This window comes from Streptomyces sp. NPDC107521 (assembly GCF_055598485.1).
In genome coordinates this window covers 198666-224828 of the sequence record NZ_JBVKAT010000006.1, presented here as the reverse complement: position 1 = coordinate 224828, position 26163 = coordinate 198666, and the positions used below count along the sequence as shown (strand labels likewise).

Annotated in this window: 29 protein-coding genes; 19 read left to right on the top strand and 10 right to left on the bottom strand. The window is 74.6% G+C overall.

Annotated features, from left to right (window positions below):
* Positions 1–157: 157 nt before the first annotated feature.
* Positions 158–955, bottom strand: coding sequence for a hypothetical protein (locus ACZ7LB_RS12230; protein ID WP_471467466.1), 798 nt, complete (start codon positions 953–955; stop codon positions 158–160).
* A gap of 377 nt (positions 956–1332) precedes the next feature.
* Here ACZ7LB_RS12230 and purN point away from each other — a divergent pair, with 377 nt between their 5' ends.
* Together purN and purH are read left to right on the top strand one after the other, a co-directional pair.
* The gene (gene purN, locus ACZ7LB_RS12225) at positions 1333–1971 is read left to right on the top strand and encodes a phosphoribosylglycinamide formyltransferase (RefSeq protein ID WP_471467464.1); all 639 of its coding nucleotides are present in this window, start codon (positions 1333–1335) and stop codon (positions 1969–1971) included.
* The gene (gene purH, locus ACZ7LB_RS12220; protein WP_471467462.1) at positions 1968–3530 is read left to right on the top strand and encodes a bifunctional phosphoribosylaminoimidazolecarboxamide formyltransferase/IMP cyclohydrolase; all 1563 of its coding nucleotides are present in this window, start codon (positions 1968–1970) and stop codon (positions 3528–3530) included. Before purN ends, purH begins: the two co-directional genes overlap by 4 nt.
* Before the next feature lie 66 nt (positions 3531–3596).
* On the opposite strand, the gene ACZ7LB_RS12215 is transcribed toward purH, so the two are convergent.
* The gene (locus tag ACZ7LB_RS12215; RefSeq protein ID WP_265293625.1) at positions 3597–3977 is read right to left on the bottom strand and encodes an ATP-binding protein; all 381 of its coding nucleotides are present in this window, start codon (positions 3975–3977) and stop codon (positions 3597–3599) included.
* The gene (locus ACZ7LB_RS12210; protein ID WP_471467460.1) at positions 3974–4180 is read right to left on the bottom strand and encodes a hypothetical protein; all 207 of its coding nucleotides are present in this window, start codon (positions 4178–4180) and stop codon (positions 3974–3976) included. The genes ACZ7LB_RS12215 and ACZ7LB_RS12210 overlap by 4 nt, the downstream gene beginning before the upstream one ends.
* Positions 4181–4299: 119 nt before the next feature.
* Between ACZ7LB_RS12210 and ACZ7LB_RS12205 the strand changes: the two genes are divergently transcribed.
* The 4 genes from ACZ7LB_RS12205 to ACZ7LB_RS12190 are packed head-to-tail and all read left to right on the top strand — an operon-like array spanning position 4300 to position 5752.
* A complete protein-coding gene (locus tag ACZ7LB_RS12205; RefSeq protein ID WP_471467458.1) occupies positions 4300–5154 on the top strand; it encodes a helix-turn-helix domain-containing protein in 855 nt (284 codons plus the stop codon).
* The gene (locus ACZ7LB_RS12200; RefSeq protein WP_471467456.1) at positions 5132–5335 is read left to right on the top strand and encodes a DUF397 domain-containing protein; all 204 of its coding nucleotides are present in this window, start codon (positions 5132–5134) and stop codon (positions 5333–5335) included. Before ACZ7LB_RS12205 ends, ACZ7LB_RS12200 begins: the two co-directional genes overlap by 23 nt.
* Positions 5253–5552, top strand: a complete 300-nt coding sequence (locus ACZ7LB_RS12195) for a DUF397 domain-containing protein (RefSeq protein ID WP_471467454.1) — start codon at positions 5253–5255, stop codon at positions 5550–5552. The genes ACZ7LB_RS12200 and ACZ7LB_RS12195 overlap by 83 nt, the downstream gene beginning before the upstream one ends.
* A complete protein-coding gene (locus ACZ7LB_RS12190) occupies positions 5549–5752 on the top strand; it encodes a DUF397 domain-containing protein (protein ID WP_471467453.1) in 204 nt (67 codons plus the stop codon). Before ACZ7LB_RS12195 ends, ACZ7LB_RS12190 begins: the two co-directional genes overlap by 4 nt.
* 74 nt (positions 5753–5826) lie before the next feature.
* On the opposite strand, the gene ACZ7LB_RS12185 is transcribed toward ACZ7LB_RS12190, so the two are convergent.
* On the bottom strand, positions 5827–6480 hold the full coding sequence (locus ACZ7LB_RS12185; RefSeq protein WP_365205100.1) for a hypothetical protein: 654 nt from the start codon (positions 6478–6480) through the stop codon (positions 5827–5829).
* Between the two features lie 305 nt (positions 6481–6785).
* On the opposite strand from ACZ7LB_RS12185, the gene ACZ7LB_RS12180 reads away from it, so the two are divergent.
* From ACZ7LB_RS12180 to ACZ7LB_RS12165, 4 genes are all read left to right on the top strand, one after another.
* Positions 6786–7640, top strand: a complete 855-nt coding sequence (locus tag ACZ7LB_RS12180) for a bifunctional methylenetetrahydrofolate dehydrogenase/methenyltetrahydrofolate cyclohydrolase (protein ID WP_471467451.1) — start codon at positions 6786–6788, stop codon at positions 7638–7640.
* Positions 7630–8169 (top strand): DUF3017 domain-containing protein, encoded by a 540-nt coding sequence (locus ACZ7LB_RS12175; protein ID WP_471467449.1) that lies wholly within the window; start codon positions 7630–7632, stop codon positions 8167–8169. Before ACZ7LB_RS12180 ends, ACZ7LB_RS12175 begins: the two co-directional genes overlap by 11 nt.
* 468 nt (positions 8170–8637) lie before the next feature.
* Positions 8638–9807, top strand: a complete 1170-nt coding sequence (locus tag ACZ7LB_RS12170; RefSeq protein ID WP_471467447.1) for a helix-turn-helix domain-containing protein — start codon at positions 8638–8640, stop codon at positions 9805–9807.
* Between the two features lie 645 nt (positions 9808–10452).
* The gene (locus ACZ7LB_RS12165) at positions 10453–11442 is read left to right on the top strand and encodes a malate dehydrogenase (protein WP_471467445.1); all 990 of its coding nucleotides are present in this window, start codon (positions 10453–10455) and stop codon (positions 11440–11442) included.
* Positions 11443–11595: 153 nt separating this feature from the next.
* On the opposite strand, the gene ACZ7LB_RS12160 is transcribed toward ACZ7LB_RS12165, so the two are convergent.
* From ACZ7LB_RS12160 to ACZ7LB_RS12150, 3 genes are all read right to left on the bottom strand, one after another.
* Entirely contained in the window at positions 11596–12300 is a 705-nt protein-coding gene (locus tag ACZ7LB_RS12160; RefSeq protein WP_471467625.1) for an isocitrate lyase/PEP mutase family protein, read from the bottom strand.
* Positions 12301–12377: 77 nt separating this feature from the next.
* Positions 12378–12824, bottom strand: a complete 447-nt coding sequence (locus tag ACZ7LB_RS12155) for a carboxymuconolactone decarboxylase family protein (protein WP_471467443.1) — start codon at positions 12822–12824, stop codon at positions 12378–12380.
* Positions 12821–13327, bottom strand: a complete 507-nt coding sequence (locus ACZ7LB_RS12150) for a carboxymuconolactone decarboxylase family protein (RefSeq protein WP_471467441.1) — start codon at positions 13325–13327, stop codon at positions 12821–12823. Before ACZ7LB_RS12150 ends, ACZ7LB_RS12155 begins: the two co-directional genes overlap by 4 nt.
* Before the next feature lie 250 nt (positions 13328–13577).
* On the opposite strand from ACZ7LB_RS12150, the gene ACZ7LB_RS12145 reads away from it, so the two are divergent.
* From ACZ7LB_RS12145 to ACZ7LB_RS12125, 5 genes are all read left to right on the top strand, one after another.
* Complete coding sequence (locus ACZ7LB_RS12145; RefSeq protein WP_471467439.1) at positions 13578–13958, top strand: hypothetical protein; 381 nt, start codon at positions 13578–13580, stop codon at positions 13956–13958.
* Positions 13959–13964: 6 nt separating this feature from the next.
* Entirely contained in the window at positions 13965–15146 is a 1182-nt protein-coding gene (locus tag ACZ7LB_RS12140; protein WP_471467437.1) for a glutathionylspermidine synthase family protein, read from the top strand.
* Positions 15147–15718: 572 nt separating this feature from the next.
* The gene (locus ACZ7LB_RS12135; RefSeq protein ID WP_471467435.1) at positions 15719–17167 is read left to right on the top strand and encodes a glycine hydroxymethyltransferase; all 1449 of its coding nucleotides are present in this window, start codon (positions 15719–15721) and stop codon (positions 17165–17167) included.
* Between the two features lie 300 nt (positions 17168–17467).
* On the top strand, positions 17468–18532 hold the full coding sequence (gene trpS, locus ACZ7LB_RS12130) for a tryptophan--tRNA ligase (protein ID WP_471467433.1): 1065 nt from the start codon (positions 17468–17470) through the stop codon (positions 18530–18532).
* Between the two features lie 183 nt (positions 18533–18715).
* Entirely contained in the window at positions 18716–19294 is a 579-nt protein-coding gene (locus ACZ7LB_RS12125) for a 2'-5' RNA ligase family protein (protein ID WP_471467431.1), read from the top strand.
* A gap of 421 nt (positions 19295–19715) precedes the next feature.
* Here the strand turns inward: ACZ7LB_RS12125 and ACZ7LB_RS12120 are convergent, their stop codons facing one another.
* Both ACZ7LB_RS12120 and ACZ7LB_RS12115 read right to left on the bottom strand, forming a co-directional pair.
* Positions 19716–20471 (bottom strand): decaprenylphospho-beta-D-erythro-pentofuranosid-2-ulose 2-reductase, encoded by a 756-nt coding sequence (locus ACZ7LB_RS12120; RefSeq protein WP_471467429.1) that lies wholly within the window; start codon positions 20469–20471, stop codon positions 19716–19718.
* Positions 20472–20513: 42 nt separating this feature from the next.
* The gene (locus tag ACZ7LB_RS12115) at positions 20514–21893 is read right to left on the bottom strand and encodes an FAD-binding oxidoreductase (RefSeq protein ID WP_471467427.1); all 1380 of its coding nucleotides are present in this window, start codon (positions 21891–21893) and stop codon (positions 20514–20516) included.
* Between the two features lie 133 nt (positions 21894–22026).
* Here ACZ7LB_RS12115 and ACZ7LB_RS12110 point away from each other — a divergent pair, with 133 nt between their 5' ends.
* Genes ACZ7LB_RS12110 through ACZ7LB_RS12095 form a run of 4 tightly spaced genes read left to right on the top strand, consistent with a single transcriptional unit; the run spans position 22027 to position 24848 of the window.
* Complete coding sequence (locus tag ACZ7LB_RS12110) at positions 22027–22551, top strand: phosphatase PAP2 family protein (RefSeq protein ID WP_471467425.1); 525 nt, start codon at positions 22027–22029, stop codon at positions 22549–22551.
* Complete coding sequence (locus ACZ7LB_RS12105) at positions 22544–23497, top strand: decaprenyl-phosphate phosphoribosyltransferase (protein ID WP_471467423.1); 954 nt, start codon at positions 22544–22546, stop codon at positions 23495–23497. The genes ACZ7LB_RS12110 and ACZ7LB_RS12105 overlap by 8 nt, the downstream gene beginning before the upstream one ends.
* The gene (locus ACZ7LB_RS12100) at positions 23494–23952 is read left to right on the top strand and encodes a GtrA family protein (protein WP_471467422.1); all 459 of its coding nucleotides are present in this window, start codon (positions 23494–23496) and stop codon (positions 23950–23952) included. Before ACZ7LB_RS12105 ends, ACZ7LB_RS12100 begins: the two co-directional genes overlap by 4 nt.
* Positions 23940–24848 (top strand): YihY/virulence factor BrkB family protein, encoded by a 909-nt coding sequence (locus ACZ7LB_RS12095; RefSeq protein ID WP_471467420.1) that lies wholly within the window; start codon positions 23940–23942, stop codon positions 24846–24848. Before ACZ7LB_RS12100 ends, ACZ7LB_RS12095 begins: the two co-directional genes overlap by 13 nt.
* Here the strand turns inward: ACZ7LB_RS12095 and ACZ7LB_RS12090 are convergent.
* Complete coding sequence (locus ACZ7LB_RS12090) at positions 24796–26112, bottom strand: D-alanyl-D-alanine carboxypeptidase family protein (RefSeq protein ID WP_471467418.1); 1317 nt, start codon at positions 26110–26112, stop codon at positions 24796–24798. The two genes, ACZ7LB_RS12095 and ACZ7LB_RS12090, sit on opposite strands and share 53 nt — an antisense overlap.
* Positions 26113–26163: the final 51 nt, after the last annotated feature.

The following is a 26163-nucleotide window of genomic DNA, read 5'->3' as shown; positions in this document are numbered from 1 at the left end:
GGGGGCTGCCGCCTCCTGGGCCCCCCGCGTCGGCCCTGAAGGGGCCTCGTCCTCAGGCGCCGGACGGGCTGGGGGCCCGGGCTCTGTCGCCCCGGGCCCCGCTTCGGCCCTCAAGGGACCCGTCCTCACATGCCGGACGGACCGGGCGGCACCGGTGTCAGCTCTCCGTGCCCAGGACGCCCCGGAGCTGTTCCGGCAGGTGGCGGTTGCAGGACTGCTCGGCCTCGTTGGTCAGGGCGTCGTTCTTGCAGGTGTAGAAGTCGCGGTAGACCAGCTGCGTCGCGAAGGTGCCGAAGACCAGCAGGACCGCCAGCGAGGACGTGACCAGGCCGGTGATCGCGGCGGTGCGCTGCGGGCGGCCGTCCGTGGGCCGGGCCGGGGTCTTGGCGTCCGGGTCGGCGGCGCGGGGCTTGGCGCGCAGCGAGGCGATGCCCCAGTACAGCGCCAGCGACCCCAGCGGCAGCGCCACGTACGGCCAGTCGAAGAGGGCGAAGAACAGGGCCCACATGCCGCACAGCAGCGCGTAGCGGGCGCGGCGCTGGGCCGGGTCCGTCGGGTCCCAGCGCGGGCCCTGGCCGCCGCCCTGGCCCTCGGGGCCGGAGCCGCCGGAGCCGCCGGAACCCCCTGGGCGTTCGCCGAAGCCGCCGGAGGAGCGGCCGGGCTGGCGGTCGCTCCACCCCCGGCCCCACGGGGAGCGCCCGCCGCCCTGGCCCTGGCCGCCCCGGCCCTGCGAGCCCTCGTCACCCGACGGGTGCCGGGGCTGCCACGGGCTGTCGGGGCTGCCCTCGGGCGGTGCCGCGAACGGGTTGTCGTCCTGGGCGGGGGCCTCCCCGCGCTTCCCGTCCTCGCCGTCCGGCGGGGAGGAGGGACGTTCCCGCAGCAGCACGGCGCTGCTCTTCCCTGGCTGCGCCGACCGCTGGGGGAGCGTGATCGGTCGCAGGCTGCGGTCCGGCATCAAGTGAGCGTCTTCCCCTTGGCGATAGCGAACGGTCGATAACGAACTGGCGACAAACGAGCCGCGGACCGGCCGGTGCGGGCCGTGTGCGAACGGGTTCGCGCACGGTCGGCGCCGGGCGGTCCCCCTGGTGAACGCGTGGCGTGCGGGTCGCGTTCCCCGGTCCGGTCCGAGGCAGACGCTACCGCCCGGCCGCGCCCCCGTCCCGAGGGGGCCGCCCGGTGTGCCGGTATCGTTGCTGACGGTCGGCCGTTTCGTAGGCTTCCCCGTATCGCGGGGCGCGAAGCATTCGTACGACCGTACAAAGAACCGGCGCGCGCCGGTCCCCGTACGGGCCGGCCGGACCGGACACCCGCTCCCCGAGAAAGGCCCCCGCCGTGGCCGCCAAGCCCGTGGCCGAGCGCCCCCAACGCCTCGTCGTCCTGGTCTCCGGATCAGGCACCAATCTGCAGGCACTCCTCGACGGGATCGCCGACGCCGGTGCCGGGGCCTACGGCGCCGAGATCGTCGCCGTGGGAGCCGACCGGGACGGCATCGAGGGGCTGGCCCGCGCCGAGCGCGCCGGGCTGCCGACCTTCGTCTGCCGGGTGAAGGACCACGCGAGCCGGGAGGAGTGGGACGCGGCGCTCGCCGCGGCCGTCGCCGCCCACGAGCCGGACCTCGTGGTCTCGGCCGGGTTCATGAAGATCGTGGGGAAGGAGTTCCTCGCGCGGTTCGGCGGGCGTTTCGTCAACACGCACCCCGCCCTCCTCCCCAGTTTCCCGGGAGCCCACGGGGTGCGCGACGCGCTCGCGTACGGCGCCAGGGTCACCGGCTGCACCGTCCACTTCGTCGACGACGGCGTCGACACCGGGCCGATCATCGCGCAGGGCGTGGTGGAGGTCCGGGACGAGGACGACGAGAGCGCTCTGCACGAGCGCATCAAGGAAGTCGAGCGCAGGCTGCTCGTCGATGTCGTGGGGCGGCTCGCCCGCAACGGCTATCGCATTGAGGGACGAAAGGTAGTTATCCAGTGACCGCCGAGAGCAACACGCGGGCCATTCGCAGGGCACTCGTCAGCGTCTACGACAAGACCGGGCTGGAGGAGCTGGCCCGCGGGCTGCACGAGGCGGGCGTCGAACTCGTCTCCACCGGGTCCACGGCCGGCCGGATCGCCGCCGCCGGCGTCCCCGTCACCAAGGTCGAGGAGCTGACCGGCTTCCCCGAGTGCCTGGACGGCCGGGTCAAGACCCTGCACCCCAAGGTGCACGCCGGCATCCTCGCCGACCTGCGCCTCGACAGCCACCGGCAGCAGCTCGACGAGCTGGGCGTGGCGCCCTTCGACCTCGTCGTCGTCAACCTGTACCCATTCCGCGAGACCGTCGCCTCCGGCGCGACCCCGGACGAGTGCGTCGAGCAGATCGACATCGGCGGCCCCTCCATGGTGCGCGCCGCCGCCAAGAACCACCCCTCGGTCGCCGTGGTCACCAGCCCCGAGCGGTACGGCGACGTGCTCGCCGCCGTCCGGGACGGCGGCTTCGACCTCACCGCCCGCAAGCGGCTGGCCGCCGAGGCGTTCCGGCACACCGCCGCGTACGACGTGGCCGTCGCCTCCTGGTTCGCCGCGGACTACGCCCCCGTCGACGACTCCGGCCTCCCGGCCTTCCTCGGCGCCGCCCACGACCGCGCGCACACCCTGCGCTACGGCGAGAACCCGCACCAGCCCGCCGCCCTCTACACCAGCGGCACCGGCGGTCTCGCGGAGGCCGAGCAGCTCCACGGCAAGGAGATGTCCTACAACAATTACACGGACACCGACGCCGCCCGCCGTGCCGCGTACGACCACGCCGAGCCCTGTGTCGCGATCATCAAGCACGCCAACCCGTGCGGCATCGCGATCGGCGCGGACGTGGCCGAGGCGCACCGCAAGGCCCACGCCTGCGACCCGCTGTCCGCGTTCGGCGGTGTGATCGCCGTCAACCGGCCGGTCAGCAGGGAGATGGCCGAGCAGGTCGCGGAGATCTTCACCGAGGTCGTCGTGGCGCCCGGCTACGAGGACGGCGCCCTGGAGATCCTCACCCGCAAGAAGAACATCCGGGTGCTGCGCGCCCCCGAGGCGCCCGCCGCCCCGGTCGAGGTCAAGCCGATCGACGGCGGCGCCCTCCTCCAGGTCACCGACCGCCTCCAGGCCGACGGCGACGACCCGGCCACCTGGACCCTCGCCACCGGCGAGGCCCTCTCCCCGGCCGAGCTGGCCGAGCTGGCGTTCGCCTGGCGGGCCTGCCGCGCCGTCAAGTCCAACGCCATCCTGCTGGCCAAGGACGGCGCCTCGGTCGGCGTCGGCATGGGCCAGGTCAACCGCGTCGACTCCGCGAAGCTCGCGGTGGAGCGGGCGGGCGAGGAGCGGGCGCGCGGCTCCTACGCGGCCTCCGACGCGTTCTTCCCCTTCCCCGACGGCCTGGAGGTCCTGACCGGGGCCGGCGTCAGGGCCGTGGTGCAGCCGGGCGGTTCGGTCCGCGACGAGCTGTGCGTCGAGGCGGCGCAGAAGGCCGGCGTCACCATGTACTTCACCGGGACGCGGCACTTCTTCCACTGATCCGTGCGCGGACGGGGGCCCGGGGCGATCGCCGCCCCGGGCCCCCGTCCGCCGTTTCCGGGGGGCTCAGCCGCCGCCCGGCAGCTCGCACCACACGGTCTTTCCCTCGGGCCCCTGGTCCACGCCCCAGCGCACGGCCAGCGCGTCGACCAGGAGCAGCCCCCGTCCTCCCTCGTCGTCCCCCGAGGGGCGGCGCGGCACCAGCCAGGAGTGCCGTCCCGGGTCGGTGACCTCCACGCGGACGCCGCCCTCCGCCGTGCTCCCCAGCCGGACGGTCACCGGAGTGCCCTCACCGATGTGGGTGATCACGTTCGTCAGCAGCTCGCTGACGCAGAGCTGGACGTCGGAGCAGTCCCCGCCGAAGTGCTCCCGCGCCGCGCGGCGCACCTCCGCGACGCTCCCGGGGCGGGCCGGGAGACCGAGGACGAGTGCGCAGAGCGCTGTCATGCGCCGGCCGCCTTGCGCAGTGCCTCGGTCAGCGCGGTGGCCGTCTCCCGGTTGCAGTTGCCGAGCGAGACGAGCGGTCCGGCGCCGTACGAGGCGGCGAATCCGGGCAGGTCGACCCCGAGGGACGGGAGCCGGATGCCGTGCGCGGCGAGCGCGGCGCGGAGCCGTTCGACGCAGGCGGTGGTGTCGGGGTGGGGGTCCATGGGGGTGCCTTCCGTTCCTGTGCGGACTGTGACGAAGTACTCACAGAGTGGCGTCACGGCGCGTACGGTGGAAGACCTTCGGGTTGCGCACGGCAAGTGGTAAACGGTGGTGATCGGTTGTGCCCGCACGGAAGGACCCCGACGCGTCGGCGAGCGTCCCCAGCTTCTACGGCGCGGAGTTGCGCTACAAGCGGGAGGCGGCCGGCCTGACGCTGGAGCAGTTGATCGAGGGCAGCTACCGGGGCATCTCGTTCCTGAGCCAGATCGAACGCGGGGAGCGGCGCATGCCGGTCGACCTGGCCCGCCACGTCGACCTGCGGCTGGACACGGACGGCTTCTTCGAACGCCGCTGCGACGACGCGGCGAAGGCCCGGCAGACCGGGCACGCTTGGTACTACGCCGACGTGCCGGACATGGAGAAGCGGGCGCAAACCCTGGAGGAATGGGCGCCCATGAGTGTGCCTGGTCTTTTGCAGACCGGTGACTACTTTCGGGGGCGTATTCAGTACGCGGACCCGGAGGCGTCTCCGGAGAAGTGCGAGGAGCGTGTCCGTGCGCGGCTGGCACGCGCGGAACTGTGGACCCTTCCGGTCCGGCCCTCGTACTGGGGCATCCTGAACGAGTCGGTCCTCCGGCGAACGCCGCTTTCGCCGTCGGTCATGGCCGAACAGGTAGAGCACATCCTCGACTTGGTCCGTTCCACCCGGAGCATTATCCAGGTGGTTCCGGAAACAAGTCCCTGGACGCCGCTCGACTACGGCGTAGTCAAGATCATGACCTTTGCCGATGCCCCGCCGACGGTGTACGCAGAGGGTGACCACACAGGTCAACTCATTGACTATCCGGCTCAAGTCGCCGGGTTCCGCCGGAAGTACGATCTGCTGAGGGCCGTTGCACTGCCGCCCGCAGAGTCCCTTGCCTTGATGGAAGAACTAGCGAGGACATATAGGTATGAAGCAGAAAAGCGAGAATGACCTGGATTTCGTGACGTGGCACAAGAGCAGCTACAGCAACATGGACGGCGGCGACTGCGTCGAGGTGGCCGAAGGGTTCCCCGGTCTCGTTCCGGTCCGTGACTCCAAGGCCCCCGAAGGTGCCGTCGTGGTCTTCCCGGCGGCTGCCTGGGTGCCCTTCGTCGCGGCGCTCAAGGGGTAGCGCCGTGCTGAACGGCGGAGCTGGGGGCCGGGGTTGCCTCACCTGGCGCAAGAGCAGTTACAGCAATGGGACCGGTGGGGACTGTGTGGAGATCGCCCACGGCCTCAATGCGGCCTTGGTCCGTGACTCGAAGGCCCGGCGAGGAGCCTTCCTGGTTTTCTCTCTTGGTCCCTGGGAAGCCTTCATCCCCATGCTGAAGGAGTGCAGGTCAGGGTGAACAGCCGTACTGCGTACTTCGAAAACGCCACTTGGCGCAAGAGCAGTTACAGCAACGGCGACGGGGCCGACTGCGTAGAGGTCGCCGACGGCGTCCCCGGTCTCGTGCCGGTCCGTGATTCCAAGGACCCCGGCGGGGCCGTGCTGCTGGTGCCCGCGTACGCCTGGACGCACTTCCTCGCCTCGCTCCCGGCAGGGTGACCGCGGGGTGAGCCAACGCCAGGGCCGTGCCCTACCCGGTGGGTGGGACACGGCCCTTGGAGTGGTGCGGTGGCTCAGTAGCGGGGGCGGGCGAACCACGCCGTGCCGCTGGGGACCACCGGGGCGATGGTGATGATCACCGCGAAGACCACCCAGATCAGCGGGAAGATGATCGCGCTGGCCAGGCCGCTGTCGAGGGCGCCGAACAGGGCGATGAGGCCGACCACGCCGCCCAGCGCGCCGTACACGACGGTCGTGATGCGTATGCCCTGGCCGCCGCGGCTGAACTTGACGCCGAGCAGGATGGACAGGGTGGCGAACCCGAAGACGACCAGGGCGATGATGATGAGCACCCCGGCCGCGAGGTCGCCGCCGTCGCTGAGCGCGCTGAACGGGTCGTCGGACGAGGTGCTCACGCTGTCCGCCGCGTCCGAGATGTCGCTCGCGATGGTGGCCACGTAGAGCCAGATGAAGCCGATGATGATCTGCACGGCCGCGATGAGGAACAGGAAGACCCGCGCCGTCATCAGCAGGCCCGGCATCGTCATCGGGAGCATCTGGTTCCCGCCGGGGAAGCCGGGGTAGCCCGGCTGCTGCGGATAGCCCGGGTAGCCCTGCTGGGGCGCGGGGGGCTGCTGCGGGTAGCCGTAACCGGGCTGGCCGGGGGGCTGGGCGGGCGGCTGGCCGGGCGGGGGCCCGTAGGGGTTGTTCGGGTCGCCGAAACTCATGGCGGTCCTTCCTCCGGTCGTGCGTCTGTGCGGGGACGCGCGGGCACGGTGCGGAGGAGATTCCTACAGAATGGTTGCGGTCCGTCCCCCCGGTACTGCCCGCGGCACTGTGACCACATCGTTCTGGACGGTCGTGCGGCTTGTCCAGCCACATTCGCGAGGTGTTGTGCAAGTGCAACATCGGTGATCAATCGCGCATATTCCGGCGCCGGACCCCGCCCCCGCGCCCCCCGCCGCGCGCCGGACCCGGGGCCGGGCCGCGACCGGATTGGAACCACGGGCAGGTCATCCGCGAGGATGGGGGCATGACCGCCCAGATTCTCGATGGCAAGGCCACCGCAGCCGCGATCAAGTCCGAACTGGCCGCCCGCGTGGCGGCGCTCAAGGAGAGGGGCGTCACGCCCGGCCTCGGCACCATCCTCGTCGGGGAGGACCCCGGCAGCCAGAAGTACGTCGCCGGGAAGCACCGCGACTGCGCCCAGGTGGGCATCGCCTCCATCCAGCGCGAACTGCCGGCCACGGCGACGCAGGAGGAGATCGAGGCGGTCGTCCGCGAGCTGAACGAGGACCCGGCCTGCACCGGCTACATCGTCCAGCTCCCGCTGCCCAGGGGCATCGACGAGAACCGCATCCTCGAACTGATGGACCCGGACAAGGACGCCGACGGCCTCCACCCGATGAACCTGGGCCGCCTCGTCCTCAACGAGCCCGCCCCCCTGCCCTGCACCCCCAACGGCATCCTGACCCTGCTGCGCCGCTACGGCGTCGAGATCAAGGGCGCCGAGGTCGTGGTCGTCGGGCGCGGGGTCACCATCGGCCGCCCGATGCCGCTGCTGCTCACCCGCCGCAGCGAGAACGCCACCGTCACCCAGTGCCACACCGGCACCCGCGACCTGTCCGCCCACCTCCGGGGCGCCGACATCATCGTGGCCGCCGCCGGGTCCCCGCACCTGATCCGCGCCGAGGACGTCAAGCCGGGCGCCGCCGTCCTCGACGTGGGCGTCTCGCGCAACGCCGAGGGCAGGATCGTCGGGGACGTGCACCCCGACGTGGCCGAAGTGGCCGCGTGGATCTCCCCGAACCCCGGCGGCGTCGGCCCCATGACCCGGGCCCAGCTGCTGGTCAACGTGGTCGAGGCGGCGGAACGCAGTGCCGCCTGAGGCGAGGGGGAACACCGGCGGGGACGCGGGCGCGGGCGGGCGCGGGACCGGCGCCGCGCCGGACGCGGGCGGCGCGCCCGACGACGAGCCGACCGTCCCGGCCGCCCTCAGCGCCCCCGGCCCCGACGGTGTGGCGCGTCGCGTCAGCCGCCGCTTCCCCCTCTTCACCCGGGACACCGCCCGCCCCGAGGGCGGTGGCCGGGCCGCCCCCGGCGACGCCCCCGCGCCCGCGCGGCAGTGGCCCGTGCTGCTGGTCATCGGCCTGGCCGGAATCGGCCTGCTGATCACCGCGCTCGATGTCTTCCGCTGGGGGCTGGTGCTGACCGGCGCCGCCCTGCTGCTCGGCGGGGCGCTGCGGTGGCTGCTGAGGGACGTCGGCATGCTCGCGGTCCGCTCCCGCTTCACCGACATCATGACCTACGGCACCCTGGGCGGCGTGATCGTCGTGCTGGCGCTGATGGCCCAGCCGGAGCCCCTGCTCGAACTGCCGTTCCTCAAGGACACCCTGCACTTCACCGTCAGCCGGTGACACCGCGGCCCGTCCCCCACCCCCGTGCGGGGACGGGCCTGCGGCGAGATCAACATTCCTGCACGTCATGGCCCCGGTTCAATGTCGGACCGGCCGCTGTGGCACGGAAGTGACCGTTCCGCCACGGACTCCGGAGGGACGGGATGAGACCGGGAAACGACGGCGGGCCCCCCGCGGGTCCGGGGGTTCCGTTCCGGCCGCGGCGGCTCCGATGGGACACTGGACCCGGGACCGGCGGGTGTGCCACGGTGCACGCCACCGCCCCCGCGCACCCGTGCGAACCGCCCCCCGGGAACCGGGACCGCGGCCGGGCGCATCCCTGAGGGCAGCCGGGACGAGGACCCGGCACGGTCCCGCGCGCACGGGCGCCCGCGCGGGACGCGGGGGGTGCGGGGTGCGGGGGACGACGGGGAGCCACCACAGCACGTCACCGGGGGAGAACACGTCACCGGGGGAGAAGGGGAAGCAATGCCTCGTTGGAAGGCCTTGCCGGACGGACTCGATCCGCAGATCGCCGAGTTCGTCAGCCAACTGCGCCGACTCGTGGACCGCGGCGGTCTGAGCATCGCCTCGCTGGCCGACGCGACCGGCTACAGCAAGACGTCCTGGGAGCGTTATCTCAACGGCCGCCTGCTCGCGCCCAAGGGCGCCATCGTGGCGCTCGCCGAGGTGACCGGGACCCACCCCGTCCATCTGACCACCATGTGGGAACTGGCCGAGCGCGCCTGGAGCCGCTCCGAGATGCGCCACGACATGACCATCGAGGCCATCCGGATATCCCAGGCGCGCGCCGCGCTCGGCGAGCCGGGCGCCGCCGGTGCCGCCTCCGGCGGCGGGGCCGCCCGGGGCGGCCCGGCCCACCGCGCCGCGCGCGGGGCGCCCGGGCCCGGTGCCGCCGCGCCGGTGGTCCCGGCCCAGCCGACCGCCGCCGACAGCCCCGACGCCCACTTCGGCGCGCAGGGCTTCGGCGCCCCCGGCGGCCCCACCGAGGGCAACTCCTGGGGGATGGCCGGCTACCGGGGGCCCTCGCCCACCGGCCCCGTCCACCGGGCCCGCCCCGAGGGCGCGCCGCCCGCCGCCGGGAACGGCGGCCCGGCCGGGGGCCCGCCGCCCTCGCCGGGCCGTGGCCGCCCCGCCCCGGGCGGACGGCTGACGCCCACGACGCTGATCGTCGGGCTCGTCGGCGTGCTGGTGGTGATCGCGGGCGCCGTCTTCGTCCTGAACGGGGGCGACCGGAAGAAGCCCGCCGTCGAGGCCGAGCCGTCCCCCTCGCCGACCGCCGCGACCACGGCCGCGCTGCCGCCCGGCGTGAAGTGCGGCGGCGACGTCTGCACCGGCAAGGACCCCGAGGCCATGGGCTGCGGCGGCGAACTCGTCACCACCGCGGCCAGCACCACCGTCGGCGCCGCCGCCGTCGAGGTCCGCTACAGCAGCACCTGCGGCACGGCCTGGGCCCGTGTCACCCAGGCGGGAGCGGGCGACCAGGTCCGCATCAGCGCGGGCGGCGCCCCCCAGAGCAGCCCCGTCGTGGCGGCCGGCTCGACCTCGGCGTACACCCCGATGGTGGCGGTGCGCGACGCGGCCGACGCGCGGGCCTGCGTGACGCTGGCCGCGGGCCAGGAGGGCTGCACGCGCTAGCGCCGGGGCGGCGCGACCGGGCGGCGCCACGCCACCGGCCCGCGCCGCCCGGCTCCGCGTCCCGCGCGGTCCACCTGCCGGTCCGGCGGGACACGGAACCGTCCCGCTGGTGGCGGAGCCTCCCGGCCTCCGGAGCCGGCCTCCGGAGCCATGGCTCCCGCCACCCCGGCCTCCGGAATCCCGGGGGCCCGAACCTCGGGGGGCCGAAAACCCGTGGCCGGAGCCCGGGTGAAAGAAAATCTGGGGCGGGACGGGTATACCACGGGGCCCGGTGGGCACGCGGAGAGTACCCCCCACGGGAGTCCGGCAACGGCACCCCCGAACGGCGGCCGCCTCCGTCCCCCTCTCCCGGACAGGCGGCCGCCTCTTCGTTCCCCCGGCGCCCACGCCCCCCGGTGCCGTGTCCGTTCACCGGCCCCTTCCGGCGCCCCGGCGGGGCCTCCCGTCCCGTTTCCGTCCGCGAACCGCGGACTCCTGCGCCGAACAGGCGGCACGGGGCCGTTGTGGGGCGGGCCACAGGGACCCTGGCAGCCCCGGGGGGCCGGATGCGCGATAGCCTGGCGGCTGATCGATCTCTTGGCGTCAAGAGATCGATCAAACGCCCGGGGCGGGACGCCCCACCGCCAGCTGTATACGGAGAACGCCATGACCCGCACTCCCGTGAACGTCACCGTCACCGGCGCGGCCGGCCAGATCGGTTACGCCCTGCTCTTCCGCATCGCCTCCGGCCAGCTGCTCGGCGCGGACGTGCCGGTCAGGCTGCGGCTGCTGGAGATCACCCCGGCGCTCAAGGCCGCCGAGGGCACCGCGATGGAGCTGGACGACTGCGCGTTCCCGCTCCTCCAGGGCATCGACATCAGCGACGACCCGAACGTCGCCTTCGACGGCGCCAACGTCGCCCTCCTCGTCGGCGCCCGCCCCCGCACCAAGGGCATGGAGCGCGGCGACCTGCTGGAGGCCAACGGCGGCATCTTCAAGCCGCAGGGCAAGGCCATCAACGACCACGCCGCGGACGACATCAAGGTCCTCGTCGTCGGCAACCCGGCCAACACCAACGCCCTGATCGCCCAGGCCGCCGCCCCGGACGTCCCGGCCGAGCGCTTCACCGCGATGACCCGCCTGGACCACAACCGCGCGCTGACCCAGCTCGCCAAGAAGACCGGCACCACGGTCGCGGACATCAAGCGCCTCACCATCTGGGGCAACCACTCCGCCACCCAGTACCCCGACATCTTCCACGCCACGGTCGGCGGCAAGAACGCGGCCGAGGTCGTCAACGACGAGAAGTGGCTGGCCGAGGACTTCATCCCGACCGTCGCCAAGCGCGGCGCCGCCATCATCGAGGCCCGCGGCGCCTCGTCGGCCGCCTCCGCCGCCAACGCCGCCATCGACCACGTCCACACCTGGGTCAACGGCACCGCCGAGGGCGACTGGACCTCCATGGGCATCCCGTCGGACGGCTCCTACGGCGTGCCGGAGGGCATCATCTCCTCCTTCCCGGTCACCACCGAGGACGGCCGCTACGAGATCGTCCAGGGCCTGGAGATCAACGAGTTCTCCCGCACCCGCATCGACGCCTCCGTGCAGGAGCTGTCCGAGGAGCGCGAGGCCGTCCGCGCCCTCGGCCTCATCTGATCCCCGCGGACCCGCACCGCACCACGGGCCCCGTCCCGCCGGCCTCCACGCGCCGGCGGGACGGGGCCCGTACCCGTGGCGGCCCGGTCCCCGGGGCCTCTCGTTTGGATCATGCCGGGCTCGCGGGGTCCGGCCTGATCCAAACGAAAGACCCTAGGAACCGGGCCGCGCCGCGGCGAGTTCCGCCGCCATGGCGCGCACGGCCTCCTGCGCGCGGCGCTGGAGCCCCGGGCCGAAGGTGATCCGGGTGGCGCCCAGGCCGCCCAGCTCCGCCGGGGACGGGCCGTCCGGCATCGCGGCCATGTTGAGGGGTCCCTCGATCCCGGCCCGCAGCACCGGCAGCGCCGAGGGCGGGGCGCCCAGCGGGTAGACGCAGTCCGCGCCCGCCGCCACGTACGCCGCCGCCCGCTCCAGGGCCGCGTCGGGATCGGCGACGCCCAGCAGGAAGGTGTCGACGCGGGCGTTGAGGAACAGCCGGTCGCCGGCCGCCTCCCGCACCGCGGCCAGCCGGTCCGCCTGCTCGCCCGGCTCCAGCAGTACCCCGCCCACGGAGTCCTCCAGGTTGCAGCCCACGGCGCCCGCCTCCAGCAGCCGGTCCACCAGCTCCGCCGGGGCGAGCCCGTACCCGGCCTCCACGTCCGCCGAGACCGGCACGTCCACCGCCCGGGTGATCCGGGCGACCGCCGCGAACATCTCGCCGGCCGGGGTGCTCCCGTCCTCGTACCCGAGGGACGCCGCGACGCCCGCGCTCGGCGTCGCCAGGGCCGGGAACCCCGCCTCCTCGAAGGCCCGGGCGCTCGCCGCGTCCCACGGGCCCGGCAGCACCAGCGGGTCGCCCGGCGCCCGGCCGTGGTGCAGCGCCCGGAACCGCGCCGCCCCGCCCCGCCGCTCGGCCCCGCCGGGCGCCTCCGCCCCGTCGGGACGGGCCGCCCCGCTCACCACTCGGTGCTCCCCGGAGGGATCCGCCGGGCGACCATCAGCCGGTTCCAGGTGTTGATGACGCTGATCAGCGCCAGCAGATGGGACAGCTCCCCGGCGTCGAAGTGCCGGGCGGCCTCGGCGTGCACCGCGTCCGGCACGAAGCCGTCCGTCAGCAGGGTCACCGCCTCGGTGAGCGCCAGCGCCGCCCGCTCCCGCGCGTCGAAGACCTCGCCGGACTCCTCCCAGGCGGCGAGCAGATCGAGCTGCCGCTCGCTCACGCCCTGCTTGCGGGCGATCCCCAGGTGCATGTCCAGGCAGAAGGCGCAGTGGTTGAGCTGCGAGGCGCGGATCTGCACCAGCTCCGCGAGCCCGGCGTCGCCCAGCCCCTTCCTGGCCGCCTCGCCCATCCTCCGGAGCGCCGAGCGGACACCGGCCTCCAGGTGCGTGGTCCGGGCGGTCATCCCTGCCGCCCCGGACTGTGGTGGCCGGGGGTCTTGCGGCAGGCCACCCCGAAGCGGTTCCAGGCGTTGATCACCGCGATGGCGGAGATCAGCCGCGCCAGCTCCGCCTCCTCGAACACCGCCGCCGCCTTCGCGTACACGGCGTCCGGCACGAAGCCGTCCGTCAGGACCGTCACCGCGTCCGTCAGTTCCAGCGCCGCCAGCTCGCGCTCGGTGTAGAAGTGGCGCGACTCCTCCCACGCGCCGAGCTGGATGATCCGCTCCGGGCTCTCCCCCGCCGCGAGCGCGTCCTTGCTGTGCATGTCCAGGCAGAAGGCGCAGTGGTTGAGCTGCGAGGCGCGGATCTGCACCAGCAGGTGCAGCGCCGGGTCCAGGCCCTGCCGGGCCGCGGTGTCCAGCCGGACCATCGCCCGGAACACGTCCGGGGCGTGCTTGTCCCACTCCAGCCGGACGGGCACCGCGGGCGCGTACGCCCCCGCGGGTGTGCTGTCGGTTGTCGTCATGATCCGACCCTAGGGCCTGCCCACCGGATACCGCCGGAGGCCGCCGGGGCCGCCGGGGCCGCCGGGGCCGGGTCGGCGCCGCGCGCGGAGCCGCCGCGCCCCGGGGCGCGGGCACGATCCGGACAGGACCCCGGGGGAGCGGCCCCGGCCGGGCGGCGACTCCGCCCCTCCCCGGGCCCCGCGCGGCACCGGACGTACACTCGTTCGGCTCAACTGTCGTGACAGCGCAGGGAATACGGGGGACGGGGACATGGCGGACGGCCGACGGAGGCTGAGGTCGAGCACGGTCGTGCTCGGTGGCATGGGGGTGCTGGCGGCGGCGCTGAGCGCCTGCGGCTCCGATCCCGACCGGCGGTGCGTGGACCGGGACAGCTACACCTACCTCCAGGGTTACCGCGTCGTCGCCGACCGGTACTGCGAGTCCGGCTCCTCCGGGGGCTCCAAGGCCGGCCACCGGGGCGGCGGTTCGTACGCCAAGGGCACCGGCAGGGGCTCGCGCGCCGTGGACGGCGACTGGTACTACGACAGCGATGTCACGGCCGGCTGGGCCGACAACGGCACCTTCAGCCGCTCCCGGGCCGTCGACCGGGGCGGTTTCGGCTGCTCCGGCTCCGGCAGCGGCGGGGGCTGAGCCGCCGTGGAACGCCGCACCGTCACGCCCCGCCCCGACTGGCAGCGGACCGTCGAGGAGCAGGGGCTCGTCTACCCGCTCACCCGCCACCCCGACGACTCCCTGCGCCCCTACTGGGACGAGAGCGCCCACTACGTCTTCTCGCTGGACGAGATCGAGGCGCTGGAGGAGACCGTCGGGGAACTGCACCGCATGTGCCTGGAGGCGGCCGGCCACATCGTGTCCGCCGGACGCCTCCCCGACCTCGGCATCACCGACCCCCGGGTCGCCGCCGCGGTCACCGAGGCGTGGCACCGCCGGGACGAACTCCCGTCCGTCTACGGCCGCTTCGACCTGCGCTACGACGGCACGGGCCCGGCCAAGCTCCTGGAGTACAACGCCGACACCCCGACCTCGCTGGTGGAGGCGGCCTCCCCGCAGTGGTTCTGGATGGAGGACCGCTTCCCCGGCGCCGACCAGTGGAACTCGCTCCACGAGCGCCTGGTGGGGGCGTGGGCGCGGCAGGCCGCCCTCCTCCCGCCCGGTCCCCTCTACTTCGCCCACTCCGGTGCGGACGAGGCGGGCGAGGACCTGATGACCGTCGCCTACCTCAAGGAGACCGCCGAGCAGGCCGGGCTGGACACCGACTGGATCTCCATGGAGGAGATCGGCTGGGACGCGCTCTCCGGACGCTTCGTCGACAACCGGCTCCGCTTCATCCGCAGCGTCTTCAAGCTCTACCCCTGGGAGTGGCTCACCACCGACCGCTTCGCCGGACACGTCCTGGACACCCTCGACAACGGCGGCGGCACCGGCTCCACCCTCTGGATCGAGCCGGCCTGGAAGATGCTGCTCAGCAACAAGGCCCTGCTGGCCGTCCTCTGGGAGCTGTACCCCGGCCACCCGCATCTGCTGCCCGCCCGCCTCGACGGCCCCGGGGAACTGGCGGACGGCCCCGGCTGGGTCGCCAAGCCGCTCCTCGGCCGGGAGGGCGCCGGGATCACCGTCCACGAGCCCGGCTCCGACCCCGCCCCGCGCGACGAGCCCTGCTGCTACCAGGCCCTCGCCCCGCTGCCCGACTTCGACGGAAACCGGGTGGTGCTGGGCGCCTGGACGGTGGAGGACGAGGCGGCCGGCCTCGGCATCCGGGAGTCGTCCGGCCTGGTCACCGACGAGTACGCCCGCTTCCTGCCCCATGTGATCCTCTGAGGGGCCGACCCGGTCCTCCGGGGCCTCCGGGTCCTCTTGGCCCGGGGCCTCCGGGGCCACCGGGGCCACCCGACCCCGCCCGACCGGGTCCGCCCACCGACGGCGTCCGCCTCCTCCGGCGTCCGGCGTCCGCCGGAGTACGCCCCGCCTCCGCCCGAGGGAGTCCGCCCCCTCCGGAGTACGCCCCGCGCCGTCCCCGCCGGGCACCGCGCCGTCCCCGCCGGGCACCGCCCCGCCCCGCCGGGCACCGCCCCGCCCCGCGGGGGCCCGCGCCGTTCCCGCCGCGCCACGGCCCGGCCGCCCGGGTCACCCGCCACTCCGGGCGCGCCCGACCGTCCCGGTCCGCCCCGTGAATCCCGGCGCCCCGGGCGGGGCACGGGCGCCTTCCGCCACGTGGACACCCGCCCCGGAGCCCGCCCGCCACCCGCTAGGGTGGGCGCCGGGCCGTGACTGGCGCGCAAGGATGGGACCAACCATCGGGAAGCGGCCCCCGTCCCCGTACGCCGGGGACCGGCACTGTGCCGTGCGCCTGGGCCGACCCGTGAACGCCGTACGCCACGTCCGGAGGTCCCATGTCCGAGCAGCCGCTCACCCCCGAGTCCATCGCCTACCGCGCCGCCCTCGACGTCATCCGCTCCGTCGAGCCCCGCGTCGCGGACGCCATCGGCCAGGAGGTGGCCGACCAGCGCGAGATGCTCAAGCTGATCGCCTCCGAGAACTACGCCTCCCCGGCCACCCTGCTCACCATGGGCAACTGGCTGAGCGACAAGTACGCCGAGGGCACCGTCGGCCGCCGCTTCTACGCCGGCTGCCGCAACGTCGACACCGTGGAGTCCCTCGCCGCGGAGCACGCCCGCGAACTCTTCGGCGCCCGGCACGCCTACGTCCAGCCGCACTCCGGCATCGACGCCAACCTCGTCGCCTTCTGGGCCGTGCTCGCCGACCGGGTCGAGGTCCCCTTCCTGCGGAAGACCGGCGCCCGCCAGATCAACGACCTCACCGACGCCGACTGGGCCGAACTGCGCGCCGCCTTCGGCAACCAGCGGATGCTCGGCATGTCCCTGGACGCGGGCGGCCACCTCACCCACGGCTTCCGCCCGAACATCTCGGGCAAGATGTTCGACCAGCGCTCCTACGGCACCGACCCCGCCACCGGCCTGATCGACTACGAGGCGCTGCGCGCCCAGGCCCGCGAGTTCAAGCCGCTGATCCTCGTCGCCGGGTACTCCGCCTACCCGCGCCTGGTCAACTTCCGGATCATGCGCGAGATCGCGGACGAGGTCGGCGCCACCCTCATGGTGGACATGGCGCACTTCGCCGGGCTGGTCGCGGGCAAGGTCCTCACCGGCGACTTCGACCCGGTCCCGCACGCCCCGATCGTCACCACCACCACCCACAAGTCCCTGCGCGGCCCGCGCGGCGGCATGGTGCTGTGCGACGACTCCCTCAAGGACCAGGTCGACCGCGGCTGCCCGATGGTCCTCGGCGGCCCCCTGCCGCACGTGATGGCCGCCAAGGCCGTCGCCCTCGCCGAGGCCCGGCAGCCCGCCTTCCGGGACTACGCCCAGCGCGTCGTCGACAACTCCCGCGCGCTCGCCGAGGGGCTGACGCGCCGCGGCGCCACCCTCGTCACCGGCGGCAGCGACAACCACCTCAACCTCATCGACGTCGCCACCTCCTACGGCGTCACCGGCCGCCAGGCCGAGGCCGCCCTGCTCGACGCGGGCATCGTCACCAACCGCAACTCCATCCCCGCCGACCCCAACGGCGCCTGGTACACCTCGGGCATCCGCGTCGGCACCCCCGCGCTGACCACCCGCGGTCTCGGCACCGCCGAGATGGACGAGGTGGCCGGGCTGATCGACCGCGTCCTGACCGCCGCCGAGGCCGGCACCACCAAGTCCGGCGCCCCGTCCAAGGCGGCCCACGTCCTCGACGCCAAGATCGCGGACGAGATCTCCCGGCGCGCCACCGACCTCGTCGCCGGCTTCCCGCTCTACCCCGGCATCGACCTGGGCTGATCCCGGCCCGCGAGCACCCGGCGGTGCTCCCCGCGCGGCGTCCCGGCACCGGCCGGGGCGCCGCGCGGCCGTCTCCGGCGGCTCCCCGGCCCCGGCGCCACCCGGCCCCCGGCCCCGGCGCCACCCGGCCCCCGGCCCCGGCGCCACCCGGTCCCCGGCCCCGGCGCCACCCGGTCCCCGGCCCCGGCGCACCCCGGGCCACCGGCCGGAACCCCTCGCCACCGGCCCGGGAACCCTCCGGCGCCGCCCCGGGCCGAACCCGTGCCCGACCGCCCTCCGGAGCCTGCGAGAATGGGGCCCATGGCCTCTGAACGCCCGTCCGCCAGCCACCCCCGCCCCGAGGGGGACGGCTCCGCCGCGCACCGCCCGCGCGTGCTCTCCGGTATCCAGCCGACGTCCGGCTCGTTCCACCTCGGCAACTACCTCGGTGCCGTCCGCCAGTGGGTCGACCTGCAGAACACCCACGACGCGTTCTACATGGTGGTCGACCTGCACGCGATCACGGTGCCGCAGGACCCGAAGGAGCTGCGGCAGAACACCCGGATCGCCGCCGCCCAGCTCCTCGCGGCCGGACTCGACCCGGACCGCTGCACGCTGTTCGTCCAGAGCCACGTGCCCGAGCACGCCCAGCTCGGCTGGCTGATGAACTGCATCACCGGCTTCGGTGAGGCCTCCCGGATGACGCAGTTCAAGGACAAGTCGGTCAAGCAGGGCAGCGACCGCACCACCGTCGGCCTGTTCACCTACCCGATGCTGATGGTCGCGGACATCCTGCTCTACCAGGCCGACCAGGTCCCCGTCGGCGAGGACCAGCGCCAGCACCTCGAACTGACCCGCGACCTCGCGGACCGCTTCAACCAGACCTACGGCGACACCTTCACCATGCCGAGCCCCTACATCCTCAAGGAGACGGCGAAGATCTACGACCTCCAGGACCCGACCGCCAAGATGAGCAAGTCGGCGGCCACCCCGAAGGGTCTGATCAACCTCCTCGACGAGGGGAGGACCACCGCCAAGAAGGTACGCAGCGCGGTCACCGACACCGACACCGTGATCCGCTTCGACCGCGAGCACAAGCCCGGCGTCAGCAACCTGCTGACCATCTACGCCACTCTCACCGGCGCCACGGTCCCCGAACTGGAGCAGCGCTACGAGGGCAAGGGCTACGGCGCCCTGAAGACCGACCTCGCCGAGATCGTCGTCGACTTCGTCACCCCCTTCCGGGAGCGGACCCAGGAGTACCTGGACGACCCGGCGGCGCTGGACTCGGTCCTGGCCAAGGGCGCGGACAAGGCCCGCGCCGTCGCCGCCGAGACCCTCGCCCGGGCCTACGACGGGATCGGACTGCTGCCCGCCCTGCGCTGACCGCGCGCCACCCGGCCGGGCCCGGCCACGCGCCGGGCACCGCGCCGTAGCGCTGCACATCACTCCGGTTGCGCCTGCCCGCGGCGGGGCCGTGGCCGTACAGTCGATATCCGGGTGGCCGCACCGGCGGCCACCGCCGCGCGCCGAGGGGCGGGCGGTACCCGACACACCCAGGGAGACGACGTGGGGACCGTAACGATCGGCGTGTCGATCGCGGTCCCGGAGCCACACGGCAGCCGGCTGCAACAGCTGCGCGCGGGCTTCGGCGACGCCGCCGCTCACGGTATTCCCACCCATGTCACCCTGCTGCCGCCGACGGAGATCGACGGCGGCGCGGTGCCCGCGGTCGAGATCCATCTGGCCGAGGTGGCCGCCGCCGGGCGGCCCTTCCCGATGCGGCTCTCCGGCACCGGTACCTTCCGCCCGCTCTCGCCCGTGGTCTTCGTCCAGGTCGTCGAGGGCGGCGCGGCCTGCAACTGGCTCCAGCAGCGGGTGCGCGAGACCACCGGGCCGGTCCCGCGCGAGCTGCAGTTCCCCTACCACCCGCACGTCACGGTGGCCCACGGGATCGGGGAGGAGGCCATGGACCGCGCCTACGAGGAGCTGGCCGACTACGAGGCCCAGTGGCCCTGCACCGGGTTCGCCCTCTACGAGCAGGGCGCCGACGCCCAGTGGCGCAAGCTCCGCGAGTTCCCCTTCGGCAGCGCCGTCGTGCCCCCGCAGACCGGCCGCGTCGAGTCCGGCTCCGTCCCCGCCCGCTGAGGCCCGTCCGGCAACTCCCGTCCGCTCACGACGCCGTGCCCGCACTCCCGCCGCTCCGGCCCCGGGTACGTCCCGGGCGAAGGCCCGGGGCCGGCGCGCGGGAGCACGCACCCGACGCCGCGCGGCCGCCCCACGGGCGACGACGGCAAGGGCCGGTCAGGCCCCGGATGCATTGATCACGCCCACCGGACCACGCCCCCCTGCGGACGGGGCCGTGCGACACCGGCCCCGGGACCCCCGTCCGCGCCCTCCCGCGCCGCACCGGGGACCGGCACGCGTCCGGGCCGACACGTACCCCGCCGTCCGCGCCCCGCGACCCGCACCCGGGGGCCGTACGCACCCCGTCGGCCCGCACCCGTCAGCCCGCACCCCGCGGTTCCGCACCCGTCGGCCCGCGCCCCGCGGCGAGGGCCCGCCGGGCTCAGACCGGCAGCCGCCGGAAGGCCGCGCGCGGCAGATGGCGCACCGCCGACATCACCACGCGCAGCGCCCCCGGCACCCACACCGTCTCCGAGCGCCGCCGCAGCCCCAGCTCCACTGCGGCGGCCACCGCCTCCGGCGTCGTCGCGAACGGCGCCTCCTCCAGCCCCGCCGTCATCCGCGACCGCACGAACCCCGGCCGGACGACCATGACCTGCACCCCCGTGCCGTACAGCGCGTCCCCGAGGCCCTGCGCGAAGGCGTCCAGCCCCGCCTTGCTGGAGCCGTAGATGAAGTTCGCCCGGCGCGCCCGCTCCCCGGCCACCGAGGAGAGCACCACCAGCGAGCCGTGCCCCTGCTCCTGGAGGGCGCGGGCGGTGACCAGGCCCGCCGAGACCGCCCCCGTGTAGTTGGTCTGCGCCACCCGGACCGCCTTCAGCGGCTCCCGCTCGTCGTGCGCCTGGTCCCCGAGCACCCCGAAGGCCATCAGCACCAGATCGATGTCGCCCTCGGCGAAGACCTTGCCGAGCCCCTCCTCGTGGGAGCCGGGGTCCAGCGCGTCGAAGCCGACCACGCGGACCTCCGCGCCGAGCGCGCGCAGCCCCCCGGCCGCCGCGTCCAGCGCGGGGGAGGGGCGCCCCGCCAGCCACACGGTGCGGGTCCGGCGGGCGACCAGGCGGCGGACCGTGGCCAGCGCGATCTCGGACGTGCCGCCGAGCACGAGGACGGACTGGGGGAGGCCGAAGGCGTCCTTCACGACAACTCCTGGGGTTCCGGAGGGGCCTGGGGCCCCGCGGTGCTAGAGGGCGAGGCGGCGGGACAGGTCGGAGACGAACACCCCGCGCGGGTCCAGCTCCGCGCGCAGCGCCCGGAACGCGTCCAGCCGCGGGTACATCGCGGCCAGCAGCTCCGGCCGCAGCCGGGAGTCCTTGGCCAGGTAGACCCGGCCCCCGGCCCCGGCCACCTCCTCGTCCAGCCCGTCGAGGAACGCCCCGAGCCCCGGCAGCCCCGCCGGGAGGTCCAGGGCGAGGGTCCAGCCCGGCACCGGGAAGGACAGCCAGCCCGGATCGGCCGGCCCGAAGCGCTTGAGGACCGCCAGGAAGGACGGGCAGCGGTGCTCCGAGATCCGCCGCACGATCCGGCGCAGCGCCTCCTCCCGGCCGTGCCCCACCACGAACTGGTACTGCACGAAGCCGCCCCGCCCGTAGATCCGGTTCCAGTGCGGGAGGCCGTCCAGCGGATGGAAGAAGGCGGAGATCCGCTGGAGCTGCCCGGTGCGGTGCCGCGGCGCCCTGCGGTACCAGACCTCGTTGAACAGGCCCACCGTGGTCCGGGTCAGCAGCCCCTCCGGGACCAGGGAGGGGGCGGCGGGCAGCCGGGAGGTGCGGAAGGCCAGCGGGTCCCGCCGGGCGCGGGCCGGCAGCGCGTCCAGCGGGGCGTGGTCGCCCCGGGTGAGGACCGCCCGCCCGGTGGCCGCGCCGCGCGCCAGCAGGTCGATCCAGGCGACCGAGTAGCGGTAGCGGTGGTCGGCGGCGGTCAGCCGGGCCATCAGGTCGTCCAGGTCGGCGGCGCGTTCGGTGTCGACCGACATCAGCGACGTCGCGACCGGCTGGAGCCGCACCGTCGCGGAGAGGACCACCCCGGTCAGCCCCATGCCCCCGGCGGTGGCGTCGAACAGCGGCGTGCCCGGCCGCACGGTGCGCACCGCGCCGTCCGCGGTCAGCAGCTCCAGCGACAGCACGTGCCGGGAGAAGGAGCCCGAGCCGTGGTGGTTCTTGCCGTGGATGTCGGCGCCGATCGCCCCGCCCACGGTCACGTAGCGGGTCCCCGGGGTGACCGGCACGAACCAGCCGAGCGGCAGCAGCAGCGCCATCAGCCGGTGCAGCGAGACCCCGGCGTCGCACCGCACGGTGCCGCCCTCCGGGTCGATCGCGCGCACCCGGTCCAGCCCCGTCATGTCCAGCACCGCGCCGCCCGCGTTCTGCGCCGCGTCGCCGTACGCCCGCCCCAGCCCCCGGGCGATCCCGCCCCGGGCGCCGCACCCCCGCACGGCCTCGGCCGCCTCCTCGTACGTCCGCGGGCGGACCAGCCGGACGGTGCTGGGCGCGGTGCGCCCCCAGCCGCTGACGGCGGCCCACTGCTCCTGCGGGCCGGCGTCGGGAAGGGTGTCGGCAGACATGCCGGTGACCGTATCGCCCGTACGGGGCGGGTTGGTTGAGAAACGTCCCGTCTCTCCCCGAAACGGGTGATTAATGGTATGTCGCCCGAGTGTGCCGGACTTCCCGGGCCACAGGGGTGAACAGTGAGTGCACATGGACGACCTGGACCACCCCCACGACCCCGACCTGGACCACCGGATCGTTTCCGCGCTCCGGGCGTACGGCGCCGACCCGCGCGTCGCCGCCGCCGCGCGCACCCTGTCCCGGGCCGGGGAGCACGGGGCCCTCTGGCTCACCGCCGGGCTCGCCGCGGCCGCCGCCGACCGCCCCCGGCGCACCGCCTGGCTGCGCGGCACCGCGCTCACCGCCGCCGCCCACCTCGCCGGCATGGGCGTCAAACGCCTCGTCCGCCGCCCCCGCCCGGCCCATGTGGACCCCCTGGTGCGCACCGCCGGACGGCACTCCTTCCCGAGCTGCCACGCCACCTCCGCCGGGGCCGCCGCCGTCGTCTTCGGCACCCTCGGCGTCCGCGCCGCCTGGCCGCTGGCCGCCGCCGTGTGCGCCTCCCGGCTGGTCGCCGGCGTCCACTACCCCTCCGACGTGGCCGCGGGCGCCGCCCTGGGCGCCCTCACCGCCCGCCTCGGCACCGGCTGGATGCGGGGAGGCACCCGTGCCTGACACGGCCGCCCTGCTGCGCCAGCGCGCCCCCGAGCAGCTTCCGCCGCCCCTCCCGCCCCGGCGCGGCGGTCTCCCCGGCGGACTGCTGCGCACCGCCCGCCCCCGCCAGTGGGTCAAGAACCTCCTCGTCGTCGCCGCCCCGGCCGCCGCCGGACAGCTCCTCACCCGGCACGCCCTGACCCAGCTCCCCCTCGTCTTCGCCCTGTTCACCGCCTGCGCCGCCGCCGTCTACCTCGTCAACGACGCCCGCGACGCCGCCGCCGACCGCGCCCACCCCGTCAAGCGCCACCGCCCCGTCGCCGCCGGGCAGGTCCCCGTCCCCGTCGCCTACGCCACCGGCGGCGCCCTCGGCGTGCTCGCCCCGCTCCTGGCCGCCCGGCTCTGCGGCCCCGCCCTCGCCGCCCTGCTGACCGCCTACCTCGCCCTCCAGCTCGCCTACTGCCTCAGCCTCAAGCACGTCCTCGTCGTCGACCTCGCCGTCGTCACCACCGGCTTCCTGATGCGCGCCGCCGCCGGGGGGCTCGCCCTCGGCATCCCGCTGTCCCGCTGGTTCCTGATCACCACCGGCTTCGGCGCCCTCTTCATGGTCGCCGCCAAGCGCTACAGCGAGGCCGTGCAGATGGCCGGCCGGGGCGGCGCCACCCGCGCCCTGCTCACCGAGTACACCACCGGCTACCTCCGCTTCGTCTGGCAGCTCGCGGCCGGTGTCGCCGTCCTCGGCTACTGCATGTGGGCCATGGAGGACGGCGGCGGCCCGCACACCGGGCTGCTGCCCTGGCGCCAGCTCTCCATGGCCGCCTTCGTCCTCGCCGTCCTGCGCTACGCCGTCTTCGCCGACCGGGGCACCGCGGGCGAGCCCGAGGACGTCGTCCTGCGCGACCGGGCCCTCGCCCTGATCGGCCTGGCCTGGGCCGGCATGTACGCCCTGGCGGTGGCCCACTGGTGACCGGGCGGCGGCGCGAGCTGACCGGCTTCGCCTGCGCCGGACTCCTCGCCTACGCCGCCGACCTCGGCCTCTTCACCCTCCTGCGGGGACCCGCCGGGGCCGGACCCCTCACCGCCAAGGCCCTCTCCTTCCTGGCCGGCTGCGCCGTCGCCTACGCGGGCAACGCCCTCGGCACCTACCGGCACACCCGCCCCCGCGGGCTGCGCCCCTGCCTCCTCTTCCTCGCCGTCAACCTCGCCGGGGCCGTCGTGCAACTGCTCTGCCTGGCCGCCAGCCACTACGGGCTCGGCCTCACCTCGCAGCGCGCCGACACCCTCTCCGGCGCCGGAATCGGCATGGCCCTGGCCACCCTCCTGCGTTTCTGGGGTACGCGGACACTGGTCTTCCGTACCGGCGGCGGTACGGACACGTGGAACCGGGCGAACGGGGGCAGGGTCGGATCATGGACTGGCTGAAAAAACTCCCCGTCGTGGGCCCCTGGGTGGCCTGGCTGACCGGCACCCACGCCTGGCGGTCGTACGAGCGGCTGGACCGCGTGAAGTGGACGCGGCTGGCCGCCGCGATGACCTTCACCAGCTTCGTCGCGCTCTTCCCCCTGCTCAGCCTCGCCGCCGCCATCGCGGCGGCCACCCTCGGCAAGGGGCAGCAGGACCGGCTCCAGGAGAAGATCGCCGAGCAGGTGCCCGGCATCTCCGACCAGCTCGACATCCAGGGCCTCATCGACAACGCGGGCACCGTCGGCCTCATCGCCGCCGCCCTGCTCCTCTTCACCGGCATCGGCTGGGTCGACTCCGCCCGGGGCTGCCTGCGCGCCGTCTGGGAGCAGCCCGACGAGGAGGAGAACCCCCTGCTGCGCCGCGGCAAGGACGCCGGGGTCCTCCTCGGCCTCGGCGGCGCCCTGCTGCTCACCGTCGCCATCTCCACCGTCGCCAGCGCCCTGGTCGGCTGGATCACCCGCGAACTCGGCATCCCCCAGGGCGGCTTCGGCGGCGTCCTGCTCTACGTCGCCGCCTTCGCCGTCGCCGTGCTCGCCGACTTCCTGCTCCTGCTCTACGTGCTCACCCTGCTGCCCGGCGTCCACCCCGGACGGCGCCGCCTGGTGGTGGCCGCGCTGATCGGCGCCGTCGGCTTCGAACTGCTGAAACTGCTGCTCAGCGGCTATATGCAGGGCGTCGCCGCGAAGAGCATGTACGGCGCCTTCGGCGTCCCCGTCGCCCTGCTGCTCTGGATCAACTTCACCTCGAAGCTGGTGCTCTACTGCGCCGCCTGGACGGCGACCGGGAGCAGGGAGGCGGAGCTCACGGACGGGTCCGGCGGCGCACCAGGTCCGGCACCGGCCAGCGCCGGTTGACCAGGTACGCCGTGCCCACCAGCAGGACCAGCGCCCCGCCCGCGATCCCGGCGGCGATCCCGGCCCCGGTGGACCCGTCCGCGGCGGCGGCCCCCGCGACCGGGCCCGCCCCGGCGGCACCCGTCCCGCCGCCGGCCTCTCCCGGCGCCTTTGACTCCGGAGCGGGGCCGGACCGCCCCTCCGCCTCCGGGCCACGGGCGCTCCGCGGCGCCACCAGCGTCCCCACCGGCCGCACCTTGCCGGCCGCCGCGAAGCCCCAGTCGAACAGCCGGGCGGTCTCCTTGTAGACCTCGTTGTGCTCAGCCTTCGCCGGGTTCATCACGGTCACCAGCAGCACCCGGCCGCCCTGCTCCGCGACCCCGGTGAAGGTGGCGCCCGCGTTGGTGGTGTTGCCGTTCTTCACCCCGGCGATCCCCGGGTACACCCTGACGTCGCCGTCGCCCCGCAGCAGCCGGTTGGTGTTCTGGATCTCGAAGGGCTTGCGGTACGGCTTGCCCTTCGCGTCCTTCCTGGTCTCGCCCGGGAACATGGCGCGCACCGTCGAGGCGTACTCGCGGAAGTCCTTCTTCTGCATCCCCGACCGGGCGAACAGCGTGAGGTCGTACGCCGACGAGACCTGCCCCGGGGCGTCGTAGCCGTCCGGGCTGACCACCTCGGTGTCCAGCGCCTGCAACTCCGCCGCGTGCTCGTTCATCTCGTCGACCGTGTCCGCGACGCCGCCGTTCATCGCGGACAGGACGTGCACGGCGTCGTTGCCGGACATCAGGAAGACCCCGCGCCAGAGGTCCTCGACGGTGTACGTCTCCTTCTCCTTGATCCCGACCAGGCTGGAGCCCGCGCCGAGGTCCGCCAGCTCCTCGGGGGTGACCCGGTGCTTCTCGGTCCTCGGCCACTTCGGCAGCAGGGTGTCCGCGAACAGCATCTTCAGCGTGCTCGCCGGGGCCAGCCGCCAGTGCGCGTTGTGCGCGGCCAGCACGTCGCCCGACTCGGCGTCGGCCACGATCCACGACCGCGCCGTGAGGTCCTTCGGCAGGACCGGCGCCCCGCCCGCCAGCTCCACCTGGGTGCCCGGCAGCGCCAGCCGGGCCCCGCCGACCGCCGACATGGACGCCGGGGGAGTGGCCGAGGGGGAGGCCGACGGGCTCGCCTCGGGGCCGGGCGCGGCCTGCGCGGAGGGCACCGCGAGGGCCAGGGGCGAGACGGCGGTCAGGACGGCGGCGGCGACCAGGGGGGAGCGCCGGAGGATCTTCATGGGTGGGGGCACGACCGAGAACGTACCGCCCCCGGGCACCGCCGTCCCGTCCGCCTCCCCACC

What these genes read in the sequence shown, in the direction of transcription:
- ACZ7LB_RS12215 (WP_265293625.1), bottom strand. Translation starts at nt 3,977, where the DNA reads ATGACAGCGCTCTGCGCACTCGTCCTCGGTCTCCCGGCCCGCCCCGGG.
- ACZ7LB_RS12155 (WP_471467443.1), bottom strand. Translation starts at nt 12,824, where the DNA reads ATGACCGCCCGGACCACGCACCTGGAGGCCGGTGTCCGCTCGGCGCTC.
- ACZ7LB_RS12165 (WP_471467445.1), top strand. Translation starts at nt 10,453, where the DNA reads ATGACCCGCACTCCCGTGAACGTCACCGTCACCGGCGCGGCCGGCCAG.
- ACZ7LB_RS12230 (WP_471467466.1), bottom strand. Translation starts at nt 955, where the DNA reads ATGCCGGACCGCAGCCTGCGACCGATCACGCTCCCCCAGCGGTCGGCG.
- ACZ7LB_RS12135 (WP_471467435.1), top strand. Translation starts at nt 15,719, where the DNA reads ATGTCCGAGCAGCCGCTCACCCCCGAGTCCATCGCCTACCGCGCCGCC.
- ACZ7LB_RS12150 (WP_471467441.1), bottom strand. Translation starts at nt 13,327, where the DNA reads ATGACGACAACCGACAGCACACCCGCGGGGGCGTACGCGCCCGCGGTG.
- ACZ7LB_RS12200 (WP_471467456.1), top strand. Translation starts at nt 5,132, where the DNA reads ATGAAGCAGAAAAGCGAGAATGACCTGGATTTCGTGACGTGGCACAAG.
- ACZ7LB_RS12185 (WP_365205100.1), bottom strand. Translation starts at nt 6,480, where the DNA reads ATGAGTTTCGGCGACCCGAACAACCCCTACGGGCCCCCGCCCGGCCAG.
- ACZ7LB_RS12115 (WP_471467427.1), bottom strand. Translation starts at nt 21,893, where the DNA reads ATGTCTGCCGACACCCTTCCCGACGCCGGCCCGCAGGAGCAGTGGGCC.
- ACZ7LB_RS12110 (WP_471467425.1), top strand. Translation starts at nt 22,027, where the DNA reads ATGGACGACCTGGACCACCCCCACGACCCCGACCTGGACCACCGGATC.
- ACZ7LB_RS12170 (WP_471467447.1), top strand. Translation starts at nt 8,638, where the DNA reads ATGCCTCGTTGGAAGGCCTTGCCGGACGGACTCGATCCGCAGATCGCC.
- trpS (WP_471467433.1), top strand. Translation starts at nt 17,468, where the DNA reads ATGGCCTCTGAACGCCCGTCCGCCAGCCACCCCCGCCCCGAGGGGGAC.
- ACZ7LB_RS12210 (WP_471467460.1), bottom strand. Translation starts at nt 4,180, where the DNA reads ATGGACCCCCACCCCGACACCACCGCCTGCGTCGAACGGCTCCGCGCC.
- ACZ7LB_RS12180 (WP_471467451.1), top strand. Translation starts at nt 6,786, where the DNA reads ATGACCGCCCAGATTCTCGATGGCAAGGCCACCGCAGCCGCGATCAAG.
- ACZ7LB_RS12095 (WP_471467420.1), top strand. Translation starts at nt 23,940, where the DNA reads ATGGACTGGCTGAAAAAACTCCCCGTCGTGGGCCCCTGGGTGGCCTGG.
- ACZ7LB_RS12145 (WP_471467439.1), top strand. Translation starts at nt 13,578, where the DNA reads ATGGCGGACGGCCGACGGAGGCTGAGGTCGAGCACGGTCGTGCTCGGT.